The organism is Microvirga subterranea (genome assembly GCF_003350535.1).
GTDB classification, from domain to species: domain Bacteria; phylum Pseudomonadota; class Alphaproteobacteria; order Rhizobiales; family Beijerinckiaceae; genus Microvirga; species Microvirga subterranea.
The window spans coordinates 544,224-570,718 of record NZ_QQBB01000002.1; the positions used below are offsets into that span (position 1 = coordinate 544,224).

The window sequence follows — 26,495 nt, forward strand, 5'->3', positions numbered from 1 at the left end:
CGGCGCTTCACTGACGGCGGACGAGCATCAAGCGTGACTCCTTTGGGGAGCTTTACGAGCCGAAGCGGCTCAAGGCGCGTTTCGAAAGCGGTTGCGCCTCGCCCCGAGACTGCAAGGGGCGAGGCGCAGAACAATGCTGCCGCTTAGTTGGTGGCAGCGCATTCCTTCGCATAGGCGTCGGCGTAGTCGTCGAACACCTTCTCGACGATCTCCGTCTGGAACTTGCCGTCGGAGCGCTTGGCCGCCTTCACGAGGTAGAAGTCCTGGATCGGGAAGCCGTTCGCCCCGAACTTGAAGTCGCCGCGCAGGGACTTGAAGTCGGCCTTCTTGATCGCGGCGCGGACCGCGTCCTTGTTGTCCATCTTGCCGCCGGTCGCCTTCAGGGCGCTGTCGATCAGCAGCGCGGCGTCATAGGCGTGCATCGAGTAGGAGCCGGGCACGGAGTTGTAGGCTCCCTCATAGGCAGCCACGAACTTCTTGTTCTCCGGCGTATCGAGGTTGGGCGCCCAGTTCGAGCCGCCGAGCATGCCGATGGCTGCGTCCTGCTGCGCCGGCAGGGTCGACTCGTCGACCGTGAAGGCGGACAGGAACGGAATCCGGTCGGCGAGGCCCGCGGCGCGGTACTGCTTGACCAGGTTCACGCCCATGCCGCCCGGCATGAAGGTGAATATGGCGTCGGGGCTCATCGAGGCGATCTTGGCGAGCTCCGACTGGAAATCGAGCGTGTTGAGGGGAACGTAGGATTCCTCGACGATCTCGCCCTTGTAGTGGCGCTTGAAGCCTGCGAGGGCATCCTTGCCGGCCTGATAGTTCGGCGCAAGGAGGTAGACCTTCTTGTAGCCGCGGTCCTGCGCGACCTTGCCGAGCACCTCGTGGTTCTGGTCGTTCTGGTACGAGGTGGCGAAGAAGTAAGGATTGCAGCTCTTGCCGGCGAGGTTCGAGGGGCCGGCATTCACGCTGATGTAGAAGGTGTTCGCATCGACGATCGGCTTGTGGACCGCAACGGCGACGTTGGAGAAGATCGGTCCGACCACGAAATCGACCTTGTCGCGCTCGAGGAGACCTTTGACCTTCGTCACGGCGACGTCGGGCTTCAGCTCGTCGTCGACGATGATGACTTCCGCCTCGCGACCGCCGAGCTTGCCGCCGAGGTCCTTCATGGCGAGCTGGAACCCGTCGCGTGCCTGCTGACCGAGAACGGCGGAGGGGCCGGAAAGGGTCAGGAGCAAGCCGATCTTCAGCTTTTCCTGCGCCAGAACCGGCGAGGCAGCCAGGCCGAGAGCCGCTGCGATGCCGAGGGTCTTGATCGTCCGATTCATCATGTACTCCCGAATGGCTGTTCCCTGCGCGCGTTGTGCCGCGCTGCGTGATTGTGTCCGGCGGGGACGCGAAGGAGCGCCTCGCCGGAGAGCGGCGGTACTGTGCCGCAAAATCGGCCTGCCGAACACTCCCTTTCGGCGGCACCGGATGCCTGCATCCCCATGTTTGGGATTGCCAAGCAATATTTGAAGCTTTAAATAATTTTCGGAATTCTTCAAGCGGATTGTTCCGCATGGCGACCGTGACGACGAGGCTGTGATTTCGAGGCTGCGCCTTGGTTTGCGGGGCGGGAGCGATCGGTCCTCATCCCTCCGGGAATCACGTTTCGCCGACGACCTGAGAGGACAAGGCGATGGCATACACGGCCCAAGTCGACACCTTCGCGAGGGACAATCTCCCGCCTCAGGAACAATGGCCGGCCTTCCTGTTCACCCGGCCCGAGCTGAACTATCCGGACCGGGTCAACTGCGCAGTGGAGTTTCTCGACCGATGGGTGGCGGAGGGGCGAGGCGAGGAGGCTTGCCTCATCAGCCCCCACGAGACTCTGACCTATCGCCAGTTGCAGGAGCGGGTGAACCGCATCTGCAACGTCCTCGTGAACAAGCTCGGCTTCGTGACCGGCAACAGGGTCCTCCTGCGGTCCGCCAACAACCCGATGATGGTGGCGCTCTACCTTGCAGTGCTCAAGGCCGGAGGCGTCGTCGTCGCGACCATGCCGCTCCTGCGCGCGAAGGAGATCGCCTACCCGCTCAACAAGGCGAAGGTCACGCTGGCATTCTGCGACCATCGCCTGTCGGACGAGATGGAGCGGGCCCGCACCCTCGCGGCGGATCTGAAGCACCTCGTCTATTGGGGCTCAGGTGCGCCCGACAGTCTGGAGAGCCTGATTGCGGACGCTTCGCCCGAATTCCAAGCTGCCGATACGGCCGCGGACGATGTCTGTCTCATCGGCTTCACCTCAGGCACGACCGGCGAGCCCAAGGGCACGATGCATTTCCATCGGGATATGCTGGCCATCTGCGACGGCTATGCCCGCAACGTGCTGCGCGCGCAGGCAAGCGACCGCTTCATCGGCTCGCCGCCGCTCGCCTTCACCTTCGGGCTCGGCGGCATCGTCCTATTTCCGATGCGGATCGGTGCTTCGACCGTGCTGCTGGAGAAAGCCGGTCCGGACGAATTGCTGGACGCCATCACGGAGCACAAGGCGACGGTCTGCTTCACGGCGCCCACCGCTTATCGCGCCATGCTGGGCAAGCTCGAGGGGCATGACATCTCGTCCCTGCGGAAGTGCGTCTCGGCTGGCGAGCCGCTGCCGAAGGCAACGTTCGATGCCTGGTTCGAAACCACTGGCATCAAGCTGATGGACGGCATCGGCGCAACGGAGATGCTGCACATCTTCATTGCCGCCACGGAGGACGAGATCCGCCCCGGCTCGACCGGCAAGCCTGTTCCCGGATACGAGGCACAGGTCATCGATTTGGACGGACGTCCCGTTCCTCCCGGCACGATCGGCCGCCTTGCCGTCCGGGGCCCGACCGGATGCCGCTATCTCGCGGACGAGCGGCAGCGCAACTACGTCCGCGACGGCTGGAACGTCACCGGCGACACCTATGTCATGGATGAGGACGGGTACTTCTGGTACCAGGCGCGGTCCGACGACATGATCGTGTCATCGGGCTACAACATCGCTGGCCCGGAAGTCGAGGCAGCCCTTCTGACCCATCCCGCCGTCGCCGAATGCGGCGTGGTCGGCGCCCCCGACAATGGGCGCGGTATGATCGTGAAGGCCTATGTGGTGCTGAGCGAAGGCTATGAGCCCGGCCCGGATCTGACGAAGCTGCTGCAGGAGCACGTGAAGGCGGAGATCGCTCCCTACAAGTACCCGCGGGCGATCGAATACGTCGAGGCCCTGCCGCGCACGCAGACCGGCAAGCTCCAGCGTTTCGCGCTGCGGCGGTTCGCGGAGGAGGGCGCTCGTCCGGAGCGTGAGGTCTCGCACGCCTGAAAGCCTCGATCAGCAGGCTTGAACAAAAATTACTTTAAGCTTAAAATAAATTCGACATCGGCCCAGGTGGGGTTCTCATGAAGACGGCGATCATCGGCGGCGGCCCGGCGGGACTTTACCTCGCGATCCTGCTCAAGAAGCAGTGGCCGGATACGGACATCACGGTCTACGAGCGCAATCGTGCCGACGACACATTCGGCTTCGGCGTGGTGTTCTCGGATGCCACGCTCGACAATTTCGAGAAGTACGATCTTCCGAGCTATCAGCGGATCACGCGCGAGTTCGCCTATTGGGACGACATCGCAATCCACTTCAAGGGCACGGAGCACCGCATCGGCGGCAACGGCTTCTGCGGCTGCTCGCGCCGGACCCTGCTTCTCATCCTGCGGGATCGCGCGGAGGAACTCGGCGTCGATCTCCACTACGAAGTCGATGTGGATGACGAGAGCCTGTTTGCGGATGCCGACCTCGTGGTCGTCGCGGACGGCATCAACAGCCGCTTCCGCGAGCGCTATGCGGAGCACTTCCAGCCCGAGGTGGACCTGCGGCCCAACAAGTTCGCCTGGATGGGCTCGACCCGGCCGCTCGACGCCTTCACCTTCATCTTCCAGGAGACGGAGTGGGGACCCTTCATCGCCCATGCCTACCAGTACGAGGCTGGTCGCTCGACCTGGGTCTTCGAGACGGATCCCGAGACTTTCGAGCGAGCGGGGCTCGACCGAAAGTCGGAGGCTGAATCCGCCGCCCTCATGGAAGAGATCTTCGGCTGGTTCCTGCAGGGCCACAAGGTTCTGACCAACCGTTCGATCTGGCGCAACTTCCCGATGATCCGCAACAAGCGCTGGGTTCTGGGCAACAAGGTGCTCCTGGGCGACGCCAAGGCAAGCGCACACTTCTCCATCGGATCGGGCACCAAGCTCGCCATGGAGGACGCCATTGCCCTCTACGAAGCTCTCCGCAAGGACCGGTCGGTGGCCGGCGCGCTGGCGATCTACGAGACGGGACGGCGCGAGGAGGTCGAGAAGACCCAGCATGCCGCCGACGTCTCCCTGGTCTGGTTCGAGCACGTGGCCCGGTTCTGGGACTTCGACCCGGTGCAGTTCGCCTTCGGGGTGATGACCCGGGCCAAGGCGATCACCTATGACAACCTGCGCCTGCGCGCCCCCGACTTCGTGGCGGATGTGGACAGGACCTTTGCAAGGCAGGTGCGCGAGCGCGGCTTCGACGTTTCGGTCGATAAGCCGACGGTGCCGATGTTCCAGCCCTTCCGGCTCCGGGACATGACGGTCGCGAACCGGGTCGTCGTGTCCCCCATGGACATGTACTCGGCCAAGGACGGCGTGCCCGGCGACTGGCATCTCGTCCATTACGGAGCGCGTGCGACGGGTGGGGCCGGACTCGTCTTCACGGAGATGACCTGCGTCTCGCCGGAGGCGCGCATCACCCTCGGCTGCACCGGAATGTGGAACGACGAGCAGGAGGCGGCCTGGAAGCGGATCGTCGACTTCGTCCATGCGAACTCGGCCACCAGGATCTGCCTGCAACTCGGCCATTCCGGGCGCAAGGGCGCCACGAAGCTCATGTGGGAAGGCATCGACCGGCCGCTAGAGGAGGGAGCCTGGGACATCTGCTCCGCTTCTCCAATCCCTTATTTCCCCGACAGCCAGGTGCCGCGTGAGCTTACGCGCGCCGATATGGACGTGATCAAGAGGCAGTTCGTCGAAGCGGCGAAACGGGGCGAGCGGGCCGGGTTCGACATGTTGGAACTGCACTGCGCCCACGGATATCTGCTCGCGAGCTTCCTGTCGCCGCTCACCAACCGCCGCAGCGACGAGTATGGCGGCTCCATCGAGAACCGCCTGCGCTTCCCGCTCGAGGTCTTCGACGCCATGCGCGAGGTCTGGCCGGCCCACAAGCCGATGTCGGTGCGCATCTCGGCGACCGATTGGGCGGAGGGCGGTCTGACGGGGGAGGAGTCCATCGAGATCGCCCGTGCCTTCGCGGAGCATGGGGTCGACCTCGTCGACGTCTCGACCGGCCAGACGGTCCGTGAGGCAAGGCCGATCTACGGCCGCATGTTCCAGACCCCGTTCTCGGACCAGATCCGGAACGAGGCTCACGTGTCCACCATGTGCGTCGGAAACATCACCACCGCGGATCAGGTCAACACGATCCTGGCCGCCGGCAGGGCCGATCTCGTGGCGCTTGGCCGGCCGCACCTGGTCGATCCGTTCTTCACCATGAAGGCGGCGGCGTGGTACGGCGCACAAGACATCCATTGTCCGCCGCAATACCTTGCCGGAAAGGACCAGATCTTCCGCAATTCCGTGCGCGACCGGCAGGATCTCGAGGACCTCAAGATCAAGGCAAAGCCGAAGACTCGGGCCGAGTTGAAGATGGAGGCCGCCGAGAAGCCTCTGGCGGCGGAATGACATGACCGCAGGGACCCTTCACGGCCGGCACGCGGTGGTGACCGGCGGAGGCCGGGGCATCGGCCGCTCCATCGCAGGCGCGCTCGTCCGTGCCGGCGCCACCGTCACGGTGACCGGACGCGACCGGGCACGATTGGAACAAGCCGTCTCCGAAGGCTTCGCTCATGGCGCGGTGGCGGCGGATGTGACGGACCCGGCCGCCGTGCGCTCTGCGGTCGATGAGGCGATCTCCCGGCACGGTCCTGTGGATCTGATGATCGCCAATGCGGGCGCGGCCGTCTCGGCGCCCTTCATGAAGTCTGATCCCGCACTGTTCCGGCAGATGCTGGACGTGAATCTGCTCGGCGTCACGAACATGGCCCAGGCCGTCCTGGGTTCCATGACTGATCGGGGCTTCGGGCGCATCGTCGCGGTGGCGTCGACCGCAGGCCTCAAGGGGTATCCTTATGTGAGCGCCTATTGCGCCGCCAAGCATGCGGTCATCGGGTTCGTTCGCGCTCTCGCGCTGGAGACGGCGCGAACCGGCGTCACGGTGAACGCCGTCTGTCCAGGTTTTACGGACACCGATCTCGTGGCAGACAGCCTCGACCGGATCGTGGCGAAGACCGGGAGAACCCGCGAGGAGGCGCTTGCCGAGTTCGTGAAGCACAATCCGCAGCAGCGCCTGATCGACCCGAGCGAGGTTGCCGATGCGGTCCTTTGGCTGTGCGGGGAGGGCGCCCGCTCGGTGACGGGACAGGCGATCGCCGTGGCCGGGGGTGAGGTATAGCATGGACGACCAGACCATTCCCCTCGACGCCGAGACCAAGGCGGTCGAGATGCCGGAGCATCACCGGGACGAACTGCGGCTCTGGCTACGGCTTCTCACCTGCTCGACCCTGATCGAGGGCGAGATCCGCCGGCGCCTACGCGACCGGTTCGACGTCACCCTGCCGCGCTTCGACCTGATGGCCCAGCTCGACAAGGCGCCCGACGGAATGACCCTGTCCGATCTGTCGAAGCGCATGATGGTGTCGAACGGCAACCTGACCGGCCTCGTGGACAGGCTCGTGACCTCGGGCCACCTGGAGCGCCGGGTCTCGGAAACCGATCGCCGCGCCCAGATGGTTCGCCTGACCAAGGCCGGGCAGGACGAATTTCGCTCCATGGCGGCCGAGCACGAAGGCTGGATTGCGGATCTGTTCGGGGACTTGACCCAGAAGGAGCAGAAGGACCTCATGCGCCTGCTCGCCAAGACCAAGAACTCCGCCCGAAGGGCGATGATGGGAGGTTCCCAGTGACGCACTACGCCAACGCGGTCACGCTGCCGCTTGCCGAATATCGGCCCCGCCATTTCCTCCTGGCGGTCGAAGGCCCCGTCGCGACCGTGACGCTCAACCGGCCCGAGAAGAAGAACCCGCTGACCTTCGAGAGCTATCGGGAGCTGACGGATTTCTTCCACGCCTGCGCCAGGGACGAGCACGTGAAGGCAATCGTCGTCTCGGGCGCCGGCGGCAACTTCTCGTCCGGCGGCGACGTGTTCGAGATCATCGGTCCGCTGGTCGAGATGAACACCAAGGGATTGACCGCCTTCACGCGGATGACGGGCGAACTGGTGAAAGCCATGCGGGCTGCGCCCCAGCCGGTGATCGCAGCCGTGGAGGGAATCTGCGCCGGCGCCGGCGCCATCGTCGCGATGGCATCCGACCTGCGGCTCGCCGCTCCGAGTGCCAAGGTGGCCTTCCTGTTCAACAAGGTGGGGCTTGCCGGCTGCGACATGGGGGCTTGCGCCATCCTGCCCCGCATTGTCGGGCAGGGGCGCGCCTCGGAGCTGCTCTATACCGGTCGTTTCATGAGTGCGCAGGAGGGGGAGCGCTGGGGGTTCTTCAGCCGCATCGTCGACGGTGCGGACCTGCTCCGTGAGGCGCAGGCACTGGCAATGGCGATCGGCACCGGGCCGACTTACGCCAACACGATGACCAAGCGCATGCTCGCCATGGAATGGGCCATGTCCGTTGAGGAGGCGATCGAGGCCGAAGCGGTGGCGCAGGCGCTCTGCATGACGACCGAGGACTTCGCTCGGGCCTACCGCGCCTTCGCCGCGAAGGAAAAGCCGGTTTTCCAGGGAGATTGAGGTGATCGATTCCAGCTTCCTCTCCTGGCCGTTCTTCGAGGAGCGCCACCGCCGGTTCGCGGGCGAGTTGAGTCTGTGGGCCGCCGAGCAGGTTCATGGCCTCGCGGATCATCACGATGTGGACGCCTCCTGTCGCCGGATCGTGGCGGAGCTCGGCGGGGCCGGCTGGCTGCGGGCGGCGGTTCCCCACGCCTACGGCGGGCTCTATCCCAGCTTCGACGTACGGACGCTCTGTCTCGCCCGCGAAACGCTGGCCTATCAGGACGGGCTGGCGGATTTCGCCTTCGCCATGCAGGGCCTTGGTACCGGTCCGATCACGCTGTTCGGTTCCGAGGAGCTGAAGCGGCGGTATCTGCCTCCGGTCGCTCAAGGGCGGAGTATTGCAGCCTTCGCCCTTTCCGAGCCCGAGGCTGGATCCGACGTCGCGGCCATGAGCACCACGGCGGTCCCGGATGGGCCTGACCATGTGCGGATCGACGGCACCAAGACATGGATCTCGAATGGCGGGATCGCCGACCATTACGTGGTCTTCGCCCGCTCGGGCGAGGCGCCCGGCGCGCGGGGGCTGTCGGCCTTCATCGTAGATGCGAAAACCCCCGGCCTCACCGTCGAGGACCGGATCGAGGTCATCGCTCCGCACCCGCTCGCGACGCTGCGCTTCGACAACTGCCGAGTTCCCCTTGCGAACCGCATCGGCGGACCCGGAGAAGGCTTCAAGGTTGCGATGGCGACCCTCGACGTCTTCCGCTCCACGGTCGGGGCGGCCGCCCTCGGCTTCGCTCGACGGGCCCTCGATGAGGCCTTGCGTCATTCCTCGTCGCGACATCTGTTCGGCGCCCCCTTGAGCGATCTCCAGATGACGCAAGCGGCGCTTGCCGACATGGCGACCCTGGTCGACACGTCCGCGCTTCTGGTCTACCGCGCAGCCTGGACCAAGGACCAGGGTGCGGCCCGCGTCACCCGCGAGGCCGCCATGGCGAAGATGCACGCGACCGAGGCGGCCCAGAGCGTGATCGACAAGGCCGTTCAGGTCTTCGGCGGGCTCGGTGTTACCAAGGGCGTCAAGGTGGAGGAACTCTATCGCGAGATCAGGGCGCTGCGCATCTACGAGGGGGCGACGGAGGTGCAGAAGATCGTCATCGCGCGCGAGATTTTGAAGATGGCTGAGGCCGGGGCCTCCCCCGTTCGTCAGCAGGCCCCGGGAGTATAAGGGATCTGGTCATGGATCAAGGATCCGGAGCAAGCGAACGGATGAACACGACCGTCGACGATCGCGTCTGGCGGACGAGCGTTCCTATTCGTTTCTCCCACTGCGACCCAGCAGGGATCGTCTACTTCGCGCGTTATTTCGACATCCTGAACGGGGTCGTCGAGGATTGGTTCGGAGAGGCGCTCGGGATCGACTATCACGAGATGATCGGCCCGCGGCGGATCGGTCTAGGGTTCGTGAGCGCCGGAGCCGATTTCGCAAAGCCCGGCTTTATGGGCGACAGGCTCGATTTCTCCGTGCTTGTAGAGCGGATTGGCCGCTCATCTCTCACGCTCAAGATCTCTGCCACTCGCTCGTCGGAGCCGGTCCTGCAGGCCCGGCTCGTGATGGTGACCACATCGCTCGAAACCCATACATCCGTCGCGCTGCCCGAGGACCTTCGAGCCGCGGTGGAACGCTATCAGGAGACTTGCCAGTGACCGTTTCTCTCAGCTCCGGCGTGCCGCCGACCGCAGACGACGTGCCTAAGGTCCTTCATCCCAAGCATTGGCCCGTGCCCAAGGGCTATTCCAACGGCATGATGGCCGAGGGGCGGGTGCTCGTGACCGGAGGAATCGTCGGCTGGAACGAAGCGGGCGAGTTTCCGGACGGCTTCGTGGCGCAGGCCCGGCAGACCTTCGAGAACATCCTCGCAATCCTCTCCGAGGGAGGTGCGGGTCCTCAGCACATCGTGCGCCTCACCTGGTACGTGGTGGACATCGACGAATACCTTGCCAGCCTCCGCGAGCTCGGTCGCGCCTACCGGGAGGTGCTCGGCACCCATTATCCTGCCATGGCGCTGGTCCAGGTCGTTCGTCTGGTCGAAAAGCAGGCCCGGCTGGAGATCGAAGCGACCGCCATCGTGCCGACGGCGCGATGAGGCCCTGATCGCGGGCTACCACTTCACGAGGTAGTACTTCGTCTTCACGCGATGGGGTTCACGCGCCTTGCTAGGCCATGCGATCGGCGAGATCGGGAGTTCGCTTCCTCGACTCGTGAACGGGAAGGCGTCATCGTTCTCGGGCGGATCGATCAGCTCCCAGTTGTCATACAGATCGAGCGTGCCGCTGCCAGGTAGCCCCTCGGCAAGATATGGCCGGATTTCGACCCAGGGGCGGCCGTGGAGCCTTGGGATGACGTTCGTCACTCGCCCATAGAAGTTCGTGAGCGGGCAGCGGACGTAATCCCCGATCGCCGGTGCCCGGGATTTCTCCTCCCAGAGGGCGGCTTCGGCATGCCGGAGCTCCTCCCGGAGCCTGGCAATCTGAGCCTCTAGTTCTTCGATGCGTTTGGTCATGCGACACCCAGGCGGAGGTTGACGTTTTGTTAACCATGATGGGATTCGCACGGCCCCTTCACAAGTCCACCTATCCCTTTGCGCCTTTTGCCTTTTCGGGACTGCCTCGAAGCCCTGCGGCTCCGGGCTGCAATGACGGCCATATGCGAGGGCCCGGCGATTTGCTTCGCTTGATTAGGATGGACGAGACCGCCCGGGCTCACCATCTCTGTTCGAGTGAAGACGCGAGGTCCGCTCGGGTCGCGAAACCGTGAAGGTGAGATGGATAAGGATCCAACGATCTGCGACGTGGCGGCCGCTCATGCGCCGCCAAACAGCCTTTTTTGTCCAGCTCACATTCAGTATGGCCCGTTTAGACCAAGAAAGACATTCGGTCCGCCGCCTGGCGGCCGATCACGAGAGCGGAACCACCTTTTTGCCTGAACTCTATTGCATTCGGGCGTGCCGATGAGCGCCATTCTGGTCAAGATCTTCGCAACGGCACTGACGCTCAGCCAAGTGGTCGTCGAGCCGGAGAACGTGAGGACGTCCTTCGATCCGGTTCGCGATCAGGGCGAGGTAACCCGGATCCTCAAGGACGGCTGCGCCCATATGCGGCGTGCGTTCGACATCGAAGACATCAATCTCGATGAGTTGATCGAAACGGCCATGGAGGATCCACAGGGCATCACGGGCGACTTGAAGGTGCTCCAAGGCCTCAGCTTCAACGATCTCCACGCGAGCTACCGCCAGTTCTGCAAGAACGAGGCCGTCCAGCCGCCGCCGGTCGATCTCGGGGCGGTCATTCAGTACTATAACAGTGCGGTGGCCGATCTTCCGGACGTCGGCAAGCTCAAAGGCTTGAAGCTCCCGGGAGTGAGCGTGATCCTCGACGGGCAGGGCAAACGCTTCGCCGAAGTCTATGAGCCCGACCATCGGAGGCAATGGGTTCCTCTCACCGACATTCCTGCCTCCGTGCAGCTGGCCTTCGTCGCCGCGGAGGACAAACGCTTTCGCCAGCACAAGGGTGTCGACGAGCGCGGCGTCATCCGTGCCTTCATGAACAACATGGCGAAGCCCGGTCGGCCGGCAGGCGGATCGACGATCACGCAGCAGGTCGCCAAGAACCTGCTCGTCGGGGACGACGTCACCTACGAGCGCAAGATGCGCGAGATGATCGTGGCATCGCGCATCGAGCGGACGCTCAGCAAGGACGAAATCCTCGAGATCTATCTCAACTCGATCTATCTCGGCCGTGCCTCCTGGGGCATCGAAATGGCGGCCCGAAGCTATTTCGGAAAGCCGGCAAAGTCGCTCACCGTTTCGGAGGGTGCGCTGCTCGCGGGTCTCCCGAAGGGGCCGAACTACTACAACCCGGATCTGTATCCCGAACGGGCGCGGGAGCGCATGGCCTATGTGCTGAGCCGGATGCAGGAGGATGGCGCCCTGTCGGCCGATCAGGCGAAGCAGGCGCTCGGAACCTTTCCGAGCATCATTCCCTTCGAGCGTCCGCAGCGCAGCACCGGCTTCCACTTCGTCGATCATCTCACCCGGGACGTCAGGACGCTGGCGGGCATCGAGAGCCTGACAGGATCCTCCTACACCGTGCATTCCACGCTGAATCCGGCACTGCAGCGATCCGCCGAAGCGGCCCTGCAGGAGGGGCTTGCCCGCTATGAAATGAGCATCGGCCGACAGAAGCTTCAGGGCGCCGAGGCGAATCTCGCATCCGCGGTCAAGAGCCAGAAGGAAAAGGCCGAACCTGGAGCAACTCCTGCATGGCAACGCGCCCTCGAGACGGCCCGGCTGCCGCTGTATGACGTGCATTGGCGCGCCGCGATTGTCCTGGAGCAGGGCAAGGACCGCAAAAGCGGCATGAAGGTTGGTCTCGCCGACGGGCGCATCCTTCCTCTGACCGCGTGGGATGAGGCGCGGCGCAGCCTCAAGCCGTATGACGTCGTAAGGGTCAACGTCGTCGAGCCCAAGGGTAAGACCGGCGCCCGCGCGGAGCTCCGGGCGCCCCCTTCCGTGCAGGGGGCGGCCGTCGTCATCGAGAACAAGACCGGGCGCATTCTCGCAATGGCGGGTGGGTTCTCCTACCCGCTGAGCCAGCTCAACCGGGCGACGCAGGCGCACCGGCAGCCGGGCTCCGCGATCAAGCCGCTCACCTATCTGGCTGCCCTGGCAAAAGGGCTCCAGCCGAATACGCTTGTTTGGGACGCACCTGTCACCCTGCCGCCGGTCGGCGGAAATGGGCGCTCCGGCGATTCCTGGTCTCCGAAGAACTACGATGGCGGCCGCTCGGGAATCCTCACGCTGCGGCGTGCGCTGGAGAACTCGAAAAATCTCGTGACGGCTCGCCTGCTCGACGGTGGGATCGAGACGGACCCGGAGCAGAGCCTTCGCAGAGTCTGCGAACTGGCTCTCGAGGCGCAGCTTTATGTCGAGTGCGTGCCGCATTACCCGTTCGTCCTCGGTGCGCAACCTGTTCGGATCCTGGATCTTGCGGCCTTTTACGCGGCGATCGCGAATGAAGGCTCGATGCCGACACCGCACGCCTTCGAGACCCTGGAGGAGGGCGGGCGCACGATCTATCGCCGGAATGCACCCGCGCTGATTCCGCTCGGCTCCGCAGATCGGGCCGCTTTCTATCAGCTCAAGACCATGTTGCAGGGCGTCCTGGAGCGCGGCACCGCGCGCTCCCTCAAGTCGCTCGCGCCGTACGTGGCCGGCAAGACCGGCACATCCGACAATGAGAACGACGCTTGGTTCGTCGGCTTCACCAATGACGTCACGGTTGCTGTCTGGGTCGGGTACGACAACGCCGACGGAAAGCGGCGTACTCTCGGAAGAGGGCAGACGGGTGCGAAGGTCGCGGTTCCGATCTTCAAGAGCATCATCGAGGCTGCCTGGGTGCACCATGCTCCGAAGACCGAGCTGAGCCCGCCCTCGCCGCAGGCGGCGCGCCAGCTCATCGCCTTGCCGATCGATCTCGAAACCGGAGACCGGATCACCGAAGGGCGCGGCAGGGCCTTCACCGAGTATTTCCGGCTCAACCGGTTCGGGCAGCTCCGGGAAACGCAGTTCCAGCTCGTGCCCCAGGCCGAGGCTTATGCCTTCCGCCATCCGGAGCCCTGGAGCGATGGCGAGGAGGCTGGAGGGTACGGGGAGCCGTACGGCGGACCCTATGCACAGCAGCCGGGCTGGTTCGAGGGGCCAAGCGCTCAGGCCCCGGCGCCACGCTATCCGGACGCCGGCCCGTGGTGGGAAGAGGAACCATCCCGCCGTCCGCGACGGGTCGATCCTGAGTATTTCTGGGGAAGCAGGCGAGTTTACTGATGGAAGTGATGATGTCGATGGTCCGGACCGGCCTGGTTCTGGTCGCGGTCGCAGCCCCTATGGGCGTTTCTCTGGCACAGGACTTCAGGGTCGAAGAGGTGCCTTCGGCTACAAGCGTCCCGATCGAGCGGCTGAAGGACCGAACCATCGCCTTCAGCGATCATCGGCAGGACAGCGTCAACGACTCTGGAAACGGCCTGATGAAGTTCGAGGACTGGGCTCGTGCCAAGGCGCTGGAGAAGCGGTTCCTGAGCCCCTTTCCGGAGTACAAGGAGCCGACCATTCAGGTCACGGTTCACGGCCTGACCAAGCCGTACACGGAGAAACTCCACGTCTATGTAGTCGAGGCGCGATTCCAGATCGACAAGCCGCCAGGCGCTCTCGATCTCTCCCGTTACGCTCGGCTCGACATGCTGGAACGGGTCGATCCATCAATCAAGCACCGAACCATCACGGCGGACCAAGCCCGACCCAACGTGGATCCAGGGAGCGCCCATAACCGCAACCCGAAACGGCGATGGTGCGAGGCGCCGCAGGCCCTCTGCATCGAGTCCAGGTATCACTTGGAAGGAAAGCTGCCCGCCGGCGTTCGGCTGGCGAACAAGCTGGAAGACGACGGCAAGAAGATCTCCGAATACATGGAATTCCAGAGCGAGCTTCGTGTCGTGCCATTGGAGGAGATCAACCAAGCGGGGCTCATGCAACTGACCGAACTCAATGCCCCGATTACGGGTGTTCTCGAGCAGACGCTGTTCGACGTCAATCAGGTGATGCAGTTCGGCAAGCTTCTAGCGGTGCTGCAGGAGAGTCCGGCTGCTAAGGGCAAGACCGTGGCAACGGTGCTCATGGCCTTTGGGGTCGAGTCGGACGTTCTCGAACGAAAGCGCGAGTTCGAGAATGTGCCGGTGCTCCGCAACCTGATCCCCGTTCAGGTTCTTATGGGGAAGAGCTCGTTCAACACCGGCAACTCGATCAGTGCCGGCCTGCCGGACTACACGCGAAACCGCATCCGTGCGATCGCGGAACTTCTGCAGAAGTGAAGGTCAAACGCCCCCAAAAGACCAACGGCCACGTCGACCGAGCGACGCGCGTACATCCGGCGTCATCGCTCCGGTCCGTGGCCGTTTCCGGTCGAGCGAGTAATCGCGACCGGGGTGAGTGCTAAATGGTGTCGGAAATCAAGACTTCAAGCCACTTGGCGTGATTTCAGGCGGAAGGCTCCGGCCTCATGCCCTCACGGATCGTCAAATCCTTGTCGAGCCGGACGGCCTTGTCTTCGCGAAGCTCGCGCTTCGCTCGCCGCAACTGCTTTTCGACCTTTTCCAGCGCGATCTTGAACGCAAGATAGCAATCCTTGTCCTGCGCCTCTGCACTCATCATCTTGAGCGCTCCCATCTGGATGTTCACAGTGCAGCGGAAGTAGATCCCCTCCCGGCCGACGTGAACGGAAGCCGTGTTGAGGTGCCCGAAGTATTTGCCTGCGACACGAGTGATCCCCTGTTGGGCATGCTCACGAAATGCATCGCTCAGGTCAACGCTCGAGCTCTCGATGGTGATTGCGTTCTGCAGGCCTTCCAGGTCCATTCCGTGCTCCTCTTGGACATCACAGTTGGTGAAACGGCCCTAACCTATGTTGGTTTCCGTGTTCGTCGATACTTTCGACTCCCCCGAGGCCCGGCTCTGCTCTTCAGGCTCCGGGCCGCCCGACCCTGCAGGACAGGCTTGTTCAACTCTTGATTAGAACCATGCGCTGCTCGCGAAGTGCTCGTTGCAGCCTAAATGGGTCTGAAGCTTATTTTCCTAACCTAGAGGTGTGTGGTGCTTCATTATCTCTATTCCTGCATTTTCCCGGCAATTCTGGTGCTAAAAATGAGATCAGCCGTCTGAGACGGTTGACGCCTCAGTTTTCTTAGAAGATCTAAAGTGCATCACACACGCCAAGTCTTGGAGAAACTATGGACCAGGCCGACCAAAAGAGAGTTGATTTTGTCGAGCTGACTGCGGACATCGTGTCGTCCTACGTGACGCACAACTCCGTCCAGAGTGGCGACTTGGCGGGATTGATCGCGTCGGTGCATGCGGCGCTCCAGGGACTTGGAACCACCAAGCAGCCCGAGACGGAGCGGCCTCAACCCGCCGTTCCGATCCGCAAATCCGTTACGCCGGACTTCCTTATCAGCTTGGAAGACGGCAAACCGTACAAGACGCTCAAGCGTCACTTGGCGAAGCTCGGCCTGACCCCGGAGGAATACCGGGAGAAGTGGGGCCTCCCGCGGGACTATCCCATGGTCGCCGCCAATTATGCGCAGCGGCGTTCGGAACTCGCCAAGGGCCTTGGGCTCGGCCAGAGCCGCAAACAGGCTGCCGCATCGTCGGCATCGACCGATGAGACGGTCAGCACGCCGGCCGATACTGATGCGAAACCGAAGCGTCGGGCCGCTGCCAAGAAGGCCAAAGCGAGCAAATAAGCCTCGCTAGTCTCTCTTAACTTCACTCGAAGCCCGTCATAAGCCTCGTCCACGCCGGCGGGGCTTTTGCTTTTTTGCACGAGTTCGGCCGATCGCAATAATCATGCAAGCTCATTCTTGATCAGATGATCCGCGGGCCAATCTCGTCCTAGTTACCTCCTGGGTACTAATACCAGGGCAACACTAATAGAGTAGTTCAATATAATCCTGAACTAGGTACTTCATCTTGTGTTTCTCTTGCCGAGGCTTCATCCCTCGCTGGAGTTAACAATGAGATATTTTTACTTCCTAACCAGTGTCGCCGTTTTATCGTCATCAAGTGTATCGGCTGCTGATCTGAATTCCAGCCAGAGGTTCGGCAATCCTGGTTATCAGAGTGAACCTGCCGGCAAGGCCCAGCAATATCGGCGTTCGGCAAGACCGGGCGCGGCAGGGCCGAACGACGTGGCGTACACAGGCGCAGTCGAGCCGCGGCCCACTTCTGCGCCAGGTCGAACACGCCCTCGAAGCGACGTGCCGGCAGTCGGGTCTCTTGCTTCAACTTCTGTTTACACGGAAGGGGTCGATGCGGCCTACGTTCACAATTGTCGTCCGATCCTGATCCAGGGATTTCTCGGCCAAAGGCGGGTCTGGGAGTGTCCGACCGCTGGCGCCAGAAGTGTTCAGGCGATCCCAGGCCTCGGCACTCCGACCACGACGGGCGACGGGCGAAATGACGTAGACGCATCCGCCTCGCAAAGCGCAGGGCCGGTGACTGGAGGCGGCGCCGCGCCCGGCCAAGGCGGAGGAACGTCGGGGGGCGTGAGTTCTGGAGGAAGCTCGGGCTCCTCCGGCGGAGGCGGATCGGGTCGTGGTGGCGGAACAGGGGGTGCATCCGCCGGAGGAGGCGCAAGCAGCCCAGCCGGGCCATCACCCGCGGGCGGTGGTACGCCGCCTAGCAGTTCCGGTCCGGAGCCGGGCGTCAGCCCAGGCGGGGGAACGCCACCCGGCGGCGGGACAGCCCCGGACGCCGGTTCAAATCCGGGCGGCAGCACGAACCCCGGTGGAGGTACAAATCCTGGCGGTACGGATATCGGGGGCGGATCTAACCCGGGAGGTGGCACGACCCCCGGAGGTGGCACTAACCCAGGAGGCGGGGGTCACCACGGCGGGCACCATGGAGGAGGCCACGATCATGGGGGCGGAAAGCCTGGCGGCCATGATGGCGGCTGGGGTGGCGAAGGAAGCTGGGGCGGAGGCCACAGCGACGGTCATCATGGAGGTGGCCGGCCCGGAGGCGATCGCGGCGACGGCTGGGGCGGAGGAGGCTGGGGTGGTGATCGCGGGGATCATCATTGTGGCGGTCGGCCCGGAGGCGGTGACGATCGCGGCTCGGATCGAGGAGGCGGAAAATCAGGGGGCGACCGTGGAGGCGGCAAGGCCGGCGGGGATGACCACGGAGGAGGGAAGTCCGGCGGGGACCGCGGTGGACGATCGGGTGGTCATGGTGGCGACCGATCCGGTGGCGGAGATCATGGCGGTCGGGGCGGCAATCACGGAAACGAGCGCTAGACCGTCTGAGAGAAGGGGCGCCTCCGCGCCCCTTCTCCTGAGTTGCTGGCCGAAAATGCTGACACGTCGAAGATCGGCATGCCCTCAGTCGTCGCAAGAGCGACTCGTGGATCAGCGGCGGCGGTTCGACCGCCGCTGACGGGACCGGTTTGGGGAGCGCTCTCCAGCGGAATAGAGGCCGTAGAGTGCCAGGCCGGCCAGCACACCGGCGCCGAGAATCAGAAGCGGGTTGGATCTCACGGAATTGGCCACGCCCGTCATGCCTCGCTCAATCGCATAGCGGGGAGCGGAGGTCTCGATGAGGTGCTGGACCCGGTGTCGATTCTCTTCGCGGGTATGGACCAGTACGTCGTAGCCCTCGTCGCGCGGGTGCCGCTGGAGCTCGATGCTGTTGCGGGCGAATCCGCTGGTCACCAGGCGTTGGACGGCTTGGTCCGCGGCTTTGCGCGATGAGAACGAGCCCGAGGCAACGGTGGTGTTCGGCATTGGTTGAAATCCTCATTTCCTAGCTGCCACAGCAATCCCCAAGGACCGCGAAGGTTCCTGGGCGGGAGGCTTAGGGCCGGGGTGGGCTGAGGGCTGCCTGGGGACAAGACAGGCCTGCGAGGGGGGAGGGGAGTAACCCTAACCCTCTTTTTACCTGTCGGATCCACAGTGCTGGTCCACATCCGCTGCGGAGCGTCATGCCCCGCTCCAACACTTCAGAACCCATGCAATCGACACGAAAGCCTTTGTCTGCCCCGCTCTCAGGCCCTGATTCGCGTCAGGCCGACGTTCATGATCAGTCCGGTGTTCTCTCGCCCCGCCGAACGGGGGCACCAACCGACGTGCGACCTGCAGGTTCTGCTCCGGACCAGGCGGCCAGCGCGTCGTCCAAGGATACCAAGGCCGGCCAAGGAAATGAGCCGGCCTGGTGGCAGGCCTTCGTGGTCTCCGCTGGCGTGACATCCACAAGGACACCGGAGCGCATTCTCCGGGAGCGCAGCGGGCGCTCAACGGCTCCCACTGACCGTGAGAAGGCTTCTGCGACGCCCGTGCACCCCCCGAGGCTTTCCGCTCCGTCCCCAGCGGCTCAGCGCCCGAAGCAGCCGGCTCAGGAAGAGCCGGTCGTCCGCAACCAAATCGCGGCGCTGCGATCGGCTTACGCGACGCGAGCAGCTCATGACGCTCCCTCTCCGAACGGCGGACAAGCGCCGACGACGTCTCACGTGCCGGGTCCGGCCAAGCCGAGCGCGGAGGGTCCGAAGCCGGTGCGCGAACAGAACAGCCACGTCGAGCCGCAGAGCCCGAGTGTCGCGCAGGTCCCACTGACCGAAGTGCCGTCGCAGATGGAGGAGCTTCGGTCTGCTCCCGTTGCGATGACTTATCCGGTTTCCTTCTCGTGGTCTCTCGGAGGGTATCAGATCGAGAGCATGTCCGTCTCGGTGCAGACCGAGGCAGATCGGCAGCCCGAGTTGGCGGCAATCGAGCCCGAAAGCACGATGCCGGACGTCCAGCCGGCTTGCGTCGTTGAGCCCGAGACTGCGTCCGCTTCAGAGGATGACGGAGAGGACGTCGACCCGGGCTTTCTGGCCCTTTATGGCGAGGAATGGCCTGCCGCCCGCGCCTCAAAGGTGCGGCAGGAGGCCGATACCAGGGAGGAGGCGGTCAACCTTCCAGTTTTCATCCCGGTCGTGCCCCAGATCTTTCCGGTCGCCGCAGCAGATAATGACGATGAGGCAGTAGCCGTCGCCGCCGCTCCGGAAAAGCCGGAGTCTGTCGTCATGCCGCTTCCGGCCCCGGCGCCCGAGCGGCGGGCCGAAATGCCCGTGTCGCACGGCCCTTATGAGTTGCCGGACATCAATTTCCTGGCGGAACCGCCGGAGCGGGACGGGCCGGCCCTGACCGAGGATATCCTTGAGGAGACGGCGGGCCGCGTGGAGAAGGTGATCCGCGACTTCGGCGTGAAGGGCGAGGTCATCCATGTTCATCCGGGCCCGGTCGTGACGCTCTATGAGCTGGAGCCGGCGCCCGGCATCAAGTCCTCGCGCGTCGTTGCGCTCTCGGACGACATCGCCCGCTCGATGAGCGCGGTCTCGGCCCGCGTGGCGGTGATCCCGGGGCGCAACGCCATCGGCATCGAGCTTCCCAACAAGGAGCGTGAGACCGTCTATCTGCGTGAGCTTCTTTCGAGCCCTGATTTCGAGACTTCGAAGCAGAAGCTGCCGATCTGCCTCGGCAAGACCATCGGCGGCGAGGCGGTGATCGCCGACCTCGCGCGCATGCCGCACCTGCTGGTGGCCGGCACCACCGGCTCGGGCAAGTCCGTCGCCATCAACACCATGATCCTCTCGCTCCTCTATCGGTTCAAGCCGGAAGAGTGCCGTCTGATCATGGTGGATCCGAAGATGCTGGAGCTCTCCGTCTATGACGGCATCCCGCACCTGCTCACCCCGGTCGTCACCGACCCGAAGAAGGCGATCATCGCCTTGCGGTGGGCGGTTCGGGAGATGGAGGACCGCTACAAGAAGATGTCGAAGCTGGGGGTGCGCAACATCGACGGCTTCAACGCCCGTGTCTCGGAAGCCAAGGCGCGCGGCGAGGTGATCACCCGCACGGTGCAGACCGGCTTCGACAAGGAGACCGGCGAGGCGATCTACGAGGACGAGGTCATGGATCTCGAGCCCCTGCCCTACATCGTGGTGATCGTCGACGAGATGGCCGACCTGATGATGGTGGCCGGCAAGGACATCGAAGGCGCGATCCAGCGCCTGGCCCAGATGGCCAGAGCTGCCGGCATCCACGTGATCCTGGCGACGCAGCGCCCGTCGGTGGACGTGATCACCGGCACGATCAAGGCGAACTTCCCGACCCGGATCTCCTTCCAGGTGACGTCGAAGATCGATAGCCGCACCATTCTGGGCGAGATGGGCGCCGAGCAGCTGCTGGGCCAGGGCGACATGCTGTACATGGCGGGCGGCGGGCGCATCACCCGTGTGCACGGGCCGTTCTGCTCCGACGAGGAGGTCGAGAAGGTTGTCGCCCACCTCAAGCGCCAGGGCAAACCCGTCTACCTCGAGGCCGTCACGGCGGACGAGGATGAGGAGGAGGCCGAGATCGAAGAGACGCCGGTCTTCGACGAGGGCGACATGGGCCTCGGCTCTGCGGATCTCTACGATCAAGCCGTTGCGATCGTCCTGCGCCACAAGAAGGCCTCGACCTCCTACATCCAGCGCCGTCTCCAGATCGGCTACAACCGCGCTGCTTCCATCATGGAGCGGATGGAGAAGGAGGGTGTCGTCGGGCCGGCCAACCATGCCGGAAAGCGGGACATCCTGATCGGCCAGGATGGTTTCGAGGACTGAACGAGCTGCGACACGAAAAGGCCCTGGCAATCGCCGATTGCCAGGGCCTTTCGCTTTTCAGGCGGATGCGGCGCGGATCAGCTCAAGAGGCTGACAGCGAAGCGGGCGCAGACGATCAGGAGGAAGATGCCGAAGGCAACCTCCAGCTTACGCTTCGAAAGAGCATGGGCAAGGCGAACGCCCAACGGGGCCGTCCACGCGCTGGTCGGAACGAAGGCCACCATGCCGAGCAGCGATACGTAACCGAGCGCGAGCGGGAACTGGAGCGCCGCCACGTCCGGATATTCTGCCGCGCGCGGCCAGCCGGCATAGATGTAGCCGATCGCACCCGGAATCGAGATCAGGATACCCAGGCCGGACGAAGTCGCGACCGCTTGGTGGATCGGGCGGTTGTAAAACGTCATGAACAGGTTGGAGAGCTGTCCTCCGCCGATTCCCATCAGGGCCGAGAGCACGCCGATGATCCAGCCGTAGATCACCATGATGGGTTTCGAAGGCATGTCGAGGCCGAAGCGCCAAGTGTCCTTGCCGAACAGGAGGCGGATCGCCGAGATGCCCGCCACCCCCACGAAGACGGCCTTGAACAGGTCGGCCGGAGCATAGCGCGCGACGTAGCTGCCCATGATCACACCGACAATTACCGGGACGGCCCAGACCCGCAGGATCGACATGTCCACTGCGCCCTTGGCGCGGTGCGCGTTGAACGACCGGATCGATGTCGGGATGATGATCGCGAGCGAGGTGCCGACGCAGAGGGGCATCCGCACCTCCTCCGGTACCCCGACCATGCGGAAGAGTTCGTAGAGGACAGGCACGGCCAGCGCGCCGCCGCCGACGCCGAAGACACCGGCTAGAATGCCCGTGATGGCTCCCGCCACCAAGAGCGACGCGACGAGCCAGCCGAGATCGAGAAGAGGAATACCAAACATGGGCACCATCACACGGCCACAGATGGGCCGTTTCGAATGGAAGTGCCTCCCCGCGTGCGGGAAGGGGAATCAAAACTGGCTCTATACGGAGATCGAGCCGATCGACTGTGCCTTCTCCTGGATCTCCCGCGCACGCTGATCGATCCAGCTCCGGTCGGTGATGCCGCCCGGATTGGCCCTCGTCGCCATGGCTTCCATGAAGGCCAGGAAACGCTCGTGCGCGACGCCGTAGAGACGACGCAGTTCCTGCAGCGGCTCGGGATGATCGTCAACCCGAAGGTCGAGAACAGGATAGGGCTCGGTGCGCCAGATCTTGATGGCGGCGGACTGCTTGCCGCGCTTGTCCCCGCCTTCGGCCTGACCGGAATCGAGCGATGCCATGAGCCGATCGGCGAAAGGAAGGTCGGTTCGCCGCTTGAACGTGTCGAGCGTCGCCTCGATGACGGTCGGGCCCGCCAGCATGTTTCCAGCCACGGAGACGCCTTCGTCGGTCAGGTGCCCGCACCAGTCGACGCAGTTCCGACCGGTGTGAGCCGCGGTGCGGCCTTCGCGGTCGATGACGTGAAGCTGGCGCTGGTCCTTGCCCGGGTCGCCCGCCGTGAGAACCATGACGATTTCCTCGGCGCTGCGCCCTTCGGCTAGCAGCTTGAGGCCGTCATAGCCATAAAGCGGATTGACGAGAGCCTGCGTCGCGAGGGCACCGATCTGGGCCGAACCGTAGGGGCAGAGAGCCCCTACGGCGAAGAACTTGGTGGTGACAGCAACGCCGAAGGCGCCGGTCTCCGTGTCCTTGGCGATGATCGACCAGGTCATGATGTCGTCTCCTTACCGGCCGACTGCATAGGCCTGCATGAGACGCGGCGTGGCGGCGCCGTGCAGAAGGCCGTCCTTGTCGCGGCTCGCGGCGACAAGGCGTCCGACCGTCCAGGCCGGCGCGACCTCCACATCATGCCCGCGCGAACGCAGATCGTTCAGCACTCCCTCGCCGAAGGTCTCCTCTGCCATGAGATGGCCGGGCTTCTGCTCACGCGGATAGAACGATGAGGGGAAGTGCGCCGTGTGCGACATCGGGAGATCGATAGCCTCCTGAAGATTGAGGCCATGATGGGCGTGGCGGAGGAAGAGGAGGAGCTGCCACTGCTCCTGCTGGTCGCCGCCCGGAGAGCCGAACACCATGTAGGGTTCGCCGTCCTTCTCCGCGAGGGTGGGGGTGAGCGTGGTACGCGGGCGCTTGCCGGGCTCGAGGCTCGCCGGAAGGCCGGGCTCGAGCCAGAACATCTGGGCGCGCGAATTGAGCATGAAGCCGAGTTCCGGAATGACCGGCGAGGATTGCAGCCAGCCACCGGACGGCATCGCGGCGATCATGTTGCCGTGCCGGTCGACCACGTCGATATGGACGGTGTCGCCGCGCCGCGCGGAACGCATGGAGGCGAGGGTGGGTTCGCCACCCGACACCTTGCGATCGGTCGTCGAGAGCTCACGCAGGGCCTTCAAAGCGCGCTCGACTTGAAGCTCGTAGCCATCGACGCGGCCGGGGCGCAACTCGAGAGAGGCCTGATCCGTGATGAGCTTGCGGCGCTCATCATTGTAGGCGTCCGATAGCAGGGTCTCGATCGGCACCTTCACAAAGTCCGGATCGCCGTAATAGGCCTCGCGGTCTGCGAAGGCGAGCTTCATCGCCTCGGTGACCGTGTGGATGAATTCCGCGCCCGTCGGCCCCATGGCCGCGAGGTCGAAGTCTTTGAGAAGGGCGAGGGTCTGGAGGAAGACCGGACCCTGGCCCCAAGGCCTGATCTTGTTGACGCGGAAGTTGTGATACTCGTAGGTCTGCGGGGCATCGTAGCTCGCCGACCACGCAGCCATGTCGTCGCCCGTGAGCACGCCGCGATGGCGGGCGCCGCTCTGGTCCATGGCTTCGGTTTTGCGCACGAAGGCGTCGATCGCCTCGGCCACGAACCCCCTATAGAAGGCATTCCGGGCGCCTTCGATCTGCGCCTCGCGGTTGCCGCCCTTGGCCTCGCCCTCGCGGATGATGCGCTTCCAGGTCTCGGCAAGCTGCGGGTTGCGGAAGAGCTGACGGGGCTTGGGTGCTTCGCCTTCGGGCAGATACACGGCCGCCGAGGTGACCCACTCCGTCTCGAAGAAGGTCTTCAGGTCCTTGATGGTGTTGGCGACGCGGGGCAGGAGAGGGTGGCCCTGCTCGGCATAATAGATGGCCGGCTCCAGCACGTCCCTGAGGGACATGGTGCCGTGATCGCGCAGCAGCAGCATCCAGGCATCGAAGGCGCCGGGGATCACCGTGGCGAGCAGGCCGTTGCCCGGGATCAGAGACAGGCCTTCGCTCCTGTAGTGCTCGATCGTGGCACCCTTCGGGGCCGTGCCCTGTCCGCAGAGAACCTCCACCTTGCCGGTCTTCGAGGAGTAGAAGACCGCCGGAACCTCGCCTGAGGGACCGACGAGATGCGGCTCGACCACTTGGAGCACGAAGCCGGTCGCGACGGCAGCGTCGAAGGCGTTTCCGCCTCGCTCGAGCATTGCCATGCCGGCGGCCGAGGCGAGCCAGTGGGTCGAGGTGACGACACCGAAGGTGCCGAGGATTTCAGGCCGTGTGGTGAACATGCGTTTCGTCCGGGGTTGAGGTTCTTATTGTTCGCGGGGATCGAGCGCGTCGCGCAGTCCGTCGCCGAGGAGGTTGAAGCCGAGCACGATGAGAAAGATCGCGCCGCCGGGGAAGACAGACATCCAGGGTGCCTGATCCATGAAATTCTTGGCCGTGTTGAGCATGGAGCCCCAGGAAGGGTTCGGGGGCTGCTGGCCGAGACCCAGGAAGGACAGGCTCGCTTCGGCGATGATGGCGGTTGCGATCGTCAACGTACCCTGCACCAGGATGGGAGGCAGCACGTTCGGAAGAACGTATCGCAGGAGAATCCAGAAGTCGGGCAGGCCGATGGCCCGCGCGCCTTCCACATAATCCTCCGCTTTCACGCTCAGAACCTGCCCGCGCGTGAGGCGTATGAAGATCGGCATGGCCGAGAGACCGATGGCGATCATCGCATTGGTGAGGCTGGGGCCGAGGAAGGCTGCAAGAGCGATGGCGAAGATCAGGAACGGAATCGCCAGCATGGCGTCGGTGGCGCGCGAGATGACCGCATCGACCCATCCGCCGAAATAGCCGGACACCAAGCCGAACGGCACGCCGAGGAGGATGGCGATGGCCACGGAAACGACGCCCGCCATAATGGAGGCGCGGGCGCCCCAGAGCATGCGGGAGAACATGTCGCGGCCGAGTTCGTCCGTCCCGAACCAGAACATGGCGGAGGGCGCCTTCCGGATGCTGGTGAAGCTCGGCTTGATCGGGTCGAACGGCGCCAGATAGGGGCCGATGATGGCGGCGAGGACGAAGAACAGGACGATCACGGCCCCGACCACGGCGCTCTTGTTCTTCAGGAACTTGGAGAGGACGCGGCTGCGCTTCTTGGGCAGCGCGACCTCGTCGGCGACAGCGACGGCGGCGGTCATGCGGAATGCCTCAGGCGTGGGTTGACGACGACGTAGAGCACATCGGCGAGAAGGTTCATGATGATGAACCCGACGGCCGTGCACAGGACGACCCCCTGAACTACGGCATAGTCGCGGTTGAAGACCGCATCGACGATCAGCTTGCCGAAGCCCGGAATGGTGAAGATCTGCTCGGTCAGAACGGCGCCGGCCAGGAGCTCGCCGAACAGGAGGGTCGAAAGGGTCACAATCGGCATCAGCGCATTCCGAAGCGCGTGCTTCAGTATGACCTTGCGCGAAAGCAGGCCCTTGGCGCGCGCGGTGCGGATGTAGTCGGACCGCAGGACGCCCAGCATGGCACTGCGGGTATGCCGCATCAGGCTGGCAGCCAACCCGGTGCCAAGAACGAAGGCGGGCATCAGCATGGTCTTGATGTTGAGCCACAGATCCTCCGTCGGCGGCACGAACCCCGAGGCAGGAAGGAGCTGCCAGCGCACGGAAACCAGCATGATGAGCATGATCCCGAGCCAGAAGTTCGGGATCGAGAGACCGGAGAGCGCGATCACGTTCGCCGCGTAGTCGACGGTGGTGCCCTTTCGGACCGCCGAAATGATGCCTGCCGGGATGCCGATGGCGAGAGCGACGATCATGGCCATGATGGCGAGCTCGATGGTCACCGGAAGCTTGCTGAGGATGAGGTCGAGAACCGGAATATCCGTGCGCAGAGAGATGCCCAGATTTCCCCGCATGGCTTCCGTGATCCAGACGAAATACTGGACCGGAATCGGATCGTTGAGGCGGTAGCGCTCCCTCAGGTACTCGAGCACCTGCGGATCGCGCTCCTCCCCGGCCATGGTGAGGACGGGATCGCCGGGCAGAAGCTTCTGCAGGGCGAAGACGAGCACCGACACGATGATCAGGGTCGGGATGGCAATCAGTATACGTCGTCCGATATAGCGAAGCATCGGCGC

At 64.1% G+C, this 26,495-nt stretch carries 22 protein-coding genes; 13 read left to right on the forward strand and 9 right to left on the reverse strand.

From position 1 onward, the window contains the following. Positions 1–143 precede the first annotated feature (143 nt). Complete coding sequence (locus tag DES45_RS07415; RefSeq protein WP_114769477.1) at positions 144–1,319, reverse strand: ABC transporter substrate-binding protein; 1,176 nt, start codon at positions 1,317–1,319, stop codon at positions 144–146. A gap of 353 nt (positions 1,320–1,672) precedes the next feature. Here DES45_RS07415 and DES45_RS07420 point away from each other — a divergent pair, with 353 nt between their 5' ends. From DES45_RS07420 to DES45_RS07455, 8 genes are all read left to right on the forward strand, one after another. Then, entirely contained in the window at positions 1,673–3,325 is a 1,653-nt protein-coding gene (locus DES45_RS07420; protein ID WP_114769323.1) for a benzoate-CoA ligase family protein, read from the forward strand. A 77-nt stretch (positions 3,326–3,402) separates the two neighbouring features. Continuing rightward, entirely contained in the window at positions 3,403–5,757 is a 2,355-nt protein-coding gene (locus tag DES45_RS07425) for a bifunctional salicylyl-CoA 5-hydroxylase/oxidoreductase (RefSeq protein ID WP_114769324.1), read from the forward strand. Between the two features lies 1 nt (position 5,758). Beyond that, a complete protein-coding gene (locus tag DES45_RS07430) occupies positions 5,759–6,526 on the forward strand; it encodes an SDR family NAD(P)-dependent oxidoreductase (protein ID WP_114769325.1) in 768 nt (255 codons plus the stop codon). Between the two features lies 1 nt (position 6,527). Beyond that, complete coding sequence (locus tag DES45_RS07435; protein WP_114769326.1) at positions 6,528–7,037, forward strand: MarR family winged helix-turn-helix transcriptional regulator; 510 nt, start codon at positions 6,528–6,530, stop codon at positions 7,035–7,037. Then, positions 7,034–7,870 (forward strand): enoyl-CoA hydratase family protein, encoded by an 837-nt coding sequence (locus DES45_RS07440; protein WP_114769327.1) that lies wholly within the window; start codon positions 7,034–7,036, stop codon positions 7,868–7,870. The genes DES45_RS07435 and DES45_RS07440 overlap by 4 nt, the downstream gene beginning before the upstream one ends. A gap of 1 nt (position 7,871) precedes the next feature. Continuing rightward, positions 7,872–9,080: an acyl-CoA dehydrogenase family protein gene (locus DES45_RS07445; RefSeq protein ID WP_114769328.1), complete on the forward strand. Its 1,209-nt coding sequence runs from the start codon at positions 7,872–7,874 to the stop codon at positions 9,078–9,080. Between the two features lie 11 nt (positions 9,081–9,091). Further along, entirely contained in the window at positions 9,092–9,559 is a 468-nt protein-coding gene (locus tag DES45_RS07450; RefSeq protein ID WP_210210193.1) for an acyl-CoA thioesterase, read from the forward strand. Next, positions 9,556–9,999: a RidA family protein gene (locus tag DES45_RS07455; RefSeq protein ID WP_245571573.1), complete on the forward strand. Its 444-nt coding sequence runs from the start codon at positions 9,556–9,558 to the stop codon at positions 9,997–9,999. Before DES45_RS07450 ends, DES45_RS07455 begins: the two co-directional genes overlap by 4 nt. Before the next feature lie 15 nt (positions 10,000–10,014). Here DES45_RS07455 and DES45_RS07460 read toward each other — a convergent pair whose 3' ends face one another. Then, positions 10,015–10,416, reverse strand: a complete 402-nt coding sequence (locus DES45_RS07460; protein WP_114769330.1) for a hypothetical protein — start codon at positions 10,414–10,416, stop codon at positions 10,015–10,017. A gap of 447 nt (positions 10,417–10,863) precedes the next feature. Here DES45_RS07460 and DES45_RS07465 point away from each other — a divergent pair, with 447 nt between their 5' ends. Together DES45_RS07465 and DES45_RS07470 are read left to right on the forward strand one after the other, a co-directional pair. Next, positions 10,864–13,734 carry a penicillin-binding protein 1A gene (locus tag DES45_RS07465; RefSeq protein WP_114769479.1) on the forward strand — a complete coding sequence of 957 codons (2,871 nt, stop codon included), beginning with the start codon at positions 10,864–10,866 and terminating at the stop codon, positions 13,732–13,734. Between the two features lie 8 nt (positions 13,735–13,742). Then, a complete protein-coding gene (locus tag DES45_RS07470) occupies positions 13,743–14,774 on the forward strand; it encodes a hypothetical protein (RefSeq protein ID WP_114769480.1) in 1,032 nt (343 codons plus the stop codon). 166 nt (positions 14,775–14,940) lie between these two features. Here DES45_RS07470 and hpf read toward each other — a convergent pair whose 3' ends face one another. Further along, positions 14,941–15,318 (reverse strand): ribosome hibernation-promoting factor, HPF/YfiA family, encoded by a 378-nt coding sequence (hpf, locus tag DES45_RS07475; RefSeq protein WP_114769331.1) that lies wholly within the window; start codon positions 15,316–15,318, stop codon positions 14,941–14,943. Between the two features lie 371 nt (positions 15,319–15,689). Between hpf and DES45_RS07480 the strand changes: the two genes are divergently transcribed. Then, positions 15,690–16,202 (forward strand): Ros/MucR family transcriptional regulator, encoded by a 513-nt coding sequence (locus DES45_RS07480; protein ID WP_114769332.1) that lies wholly within the window; start codon positions 15,690–15,692, stop codon positions 16,200–16,202. A 1,114-nt stretch (positions 16,203–17,316) separates the two neighbouring features. Beyond that, a complete protein-coding gene (locus DES45_RS25065) occupies positions 17,317–17,892 on the forward strand; it encodes a hypothetical protein (protein ID WP_170151395.1) in 576 nt (191 codons plus the stop codon). Here DES45_RS25065 and DES45_RS07490 read toward each other — a convergent pair. Beyond that, positions 17,865–18,239 (reverse strand): hypothetical protein, encoded by a 375-nt coding sequence (locus DES45_RS07490; protein ID WP_114769333.1) that lies wholly within the window; start codon positions 18,237–18,239, stop codon positions 17,865–17,867. The two genes, DES45_RS25065 and DES45_RS07490, sit on opposite strands and share 28 nt — an antisense overlap. A gap of 764 nt (positions 18,240–19,003) precedes the next feature. Between DES45_RS07490 and DES45_RS07495 the strand changes: the two genes are divergently transcribed. After that, entirely contained in the window at positions 19,004–21,097 is a 2,094-nt protein-coding gene (locus tag DES45_RS07495) for a DNA translocase FtsK (protein ID WP_245571574.1), read from the forward strand. A gap of 77 nt (positions 21,098–21,174) precedes the next feature. Here DES45_RS07495 and DES45_RS07500 read toward each other — a convergent pair whose 3' ends face one another. The 5 genes from DES45_RS07500 to DES45_RS07520 form a co-directional block, all read right to left on the reverse strand. Beyond that, the gene (locus DES45_RS07500) at positions 21,175–22,026 is read right to left on the reverse strand and encodes a sulfite exporter TauE/SafE family protein (protein WP_114769334.1); all 852 of its coding nucleotides are present in this window, start codon (positions 22,024–22,026) and stop codon (positions 21,175–21,177) included. 81 nt (positions 22,027–22,107) lie between these two features. Next, a complete protein-coding gene (locus tag DES45_RS07505) occupies positions 22,108–22,839 on the reverse strand; it encodes a DUF1028 domain-containing protein (protein WP_114769335.1) in 732 nt (243 codons plus the stop codon). A 12-nt stretch (positions 22,840–22,851) separates the two neighbouring features. Next, the gene (locus DES45_RS07510) at positions 22,852–24,645 is read right to left on the reverse strand and encodes a gamma-glutamyltransferase family protein (protein WP_114769336.1); all 1,794 of its coding nucleotides are present in this window, start codon (positions 24,643–24,645) and stop codon (positions 22,852–22,854) included. A 24-nt stretch (positions 24,646–24,669) separates the two neighbouring features. Then, the gene (locus tag DES45_RS07515; protein WP_114769337.1) at positions 24,670–25,545 is read right to left on the reverse strand and encodes an ABC transporter permease; all 876 of its coding nucleotides are present in this window, start codon (positions 25,543–25,545) and stop codon (positions 24,670–24,672) included. Then, on the reverse strand, positions 25,542–26,489 hold the full coding sequence (locus DES45_RS07520) for an ABC transporter permease (RefSeq protein WP_114769338.1): 948 nt from the start codon (positions 26,487–26,489) through the stop codon (positions 25,542–25,544). The genes DES45_RS07515 and DES45_RS07520 overlap by 4 nt, the downstream gene beginning before the upstream one ends. Positions 26,490–26,495 lie beyond the last annotated feature (6 nt).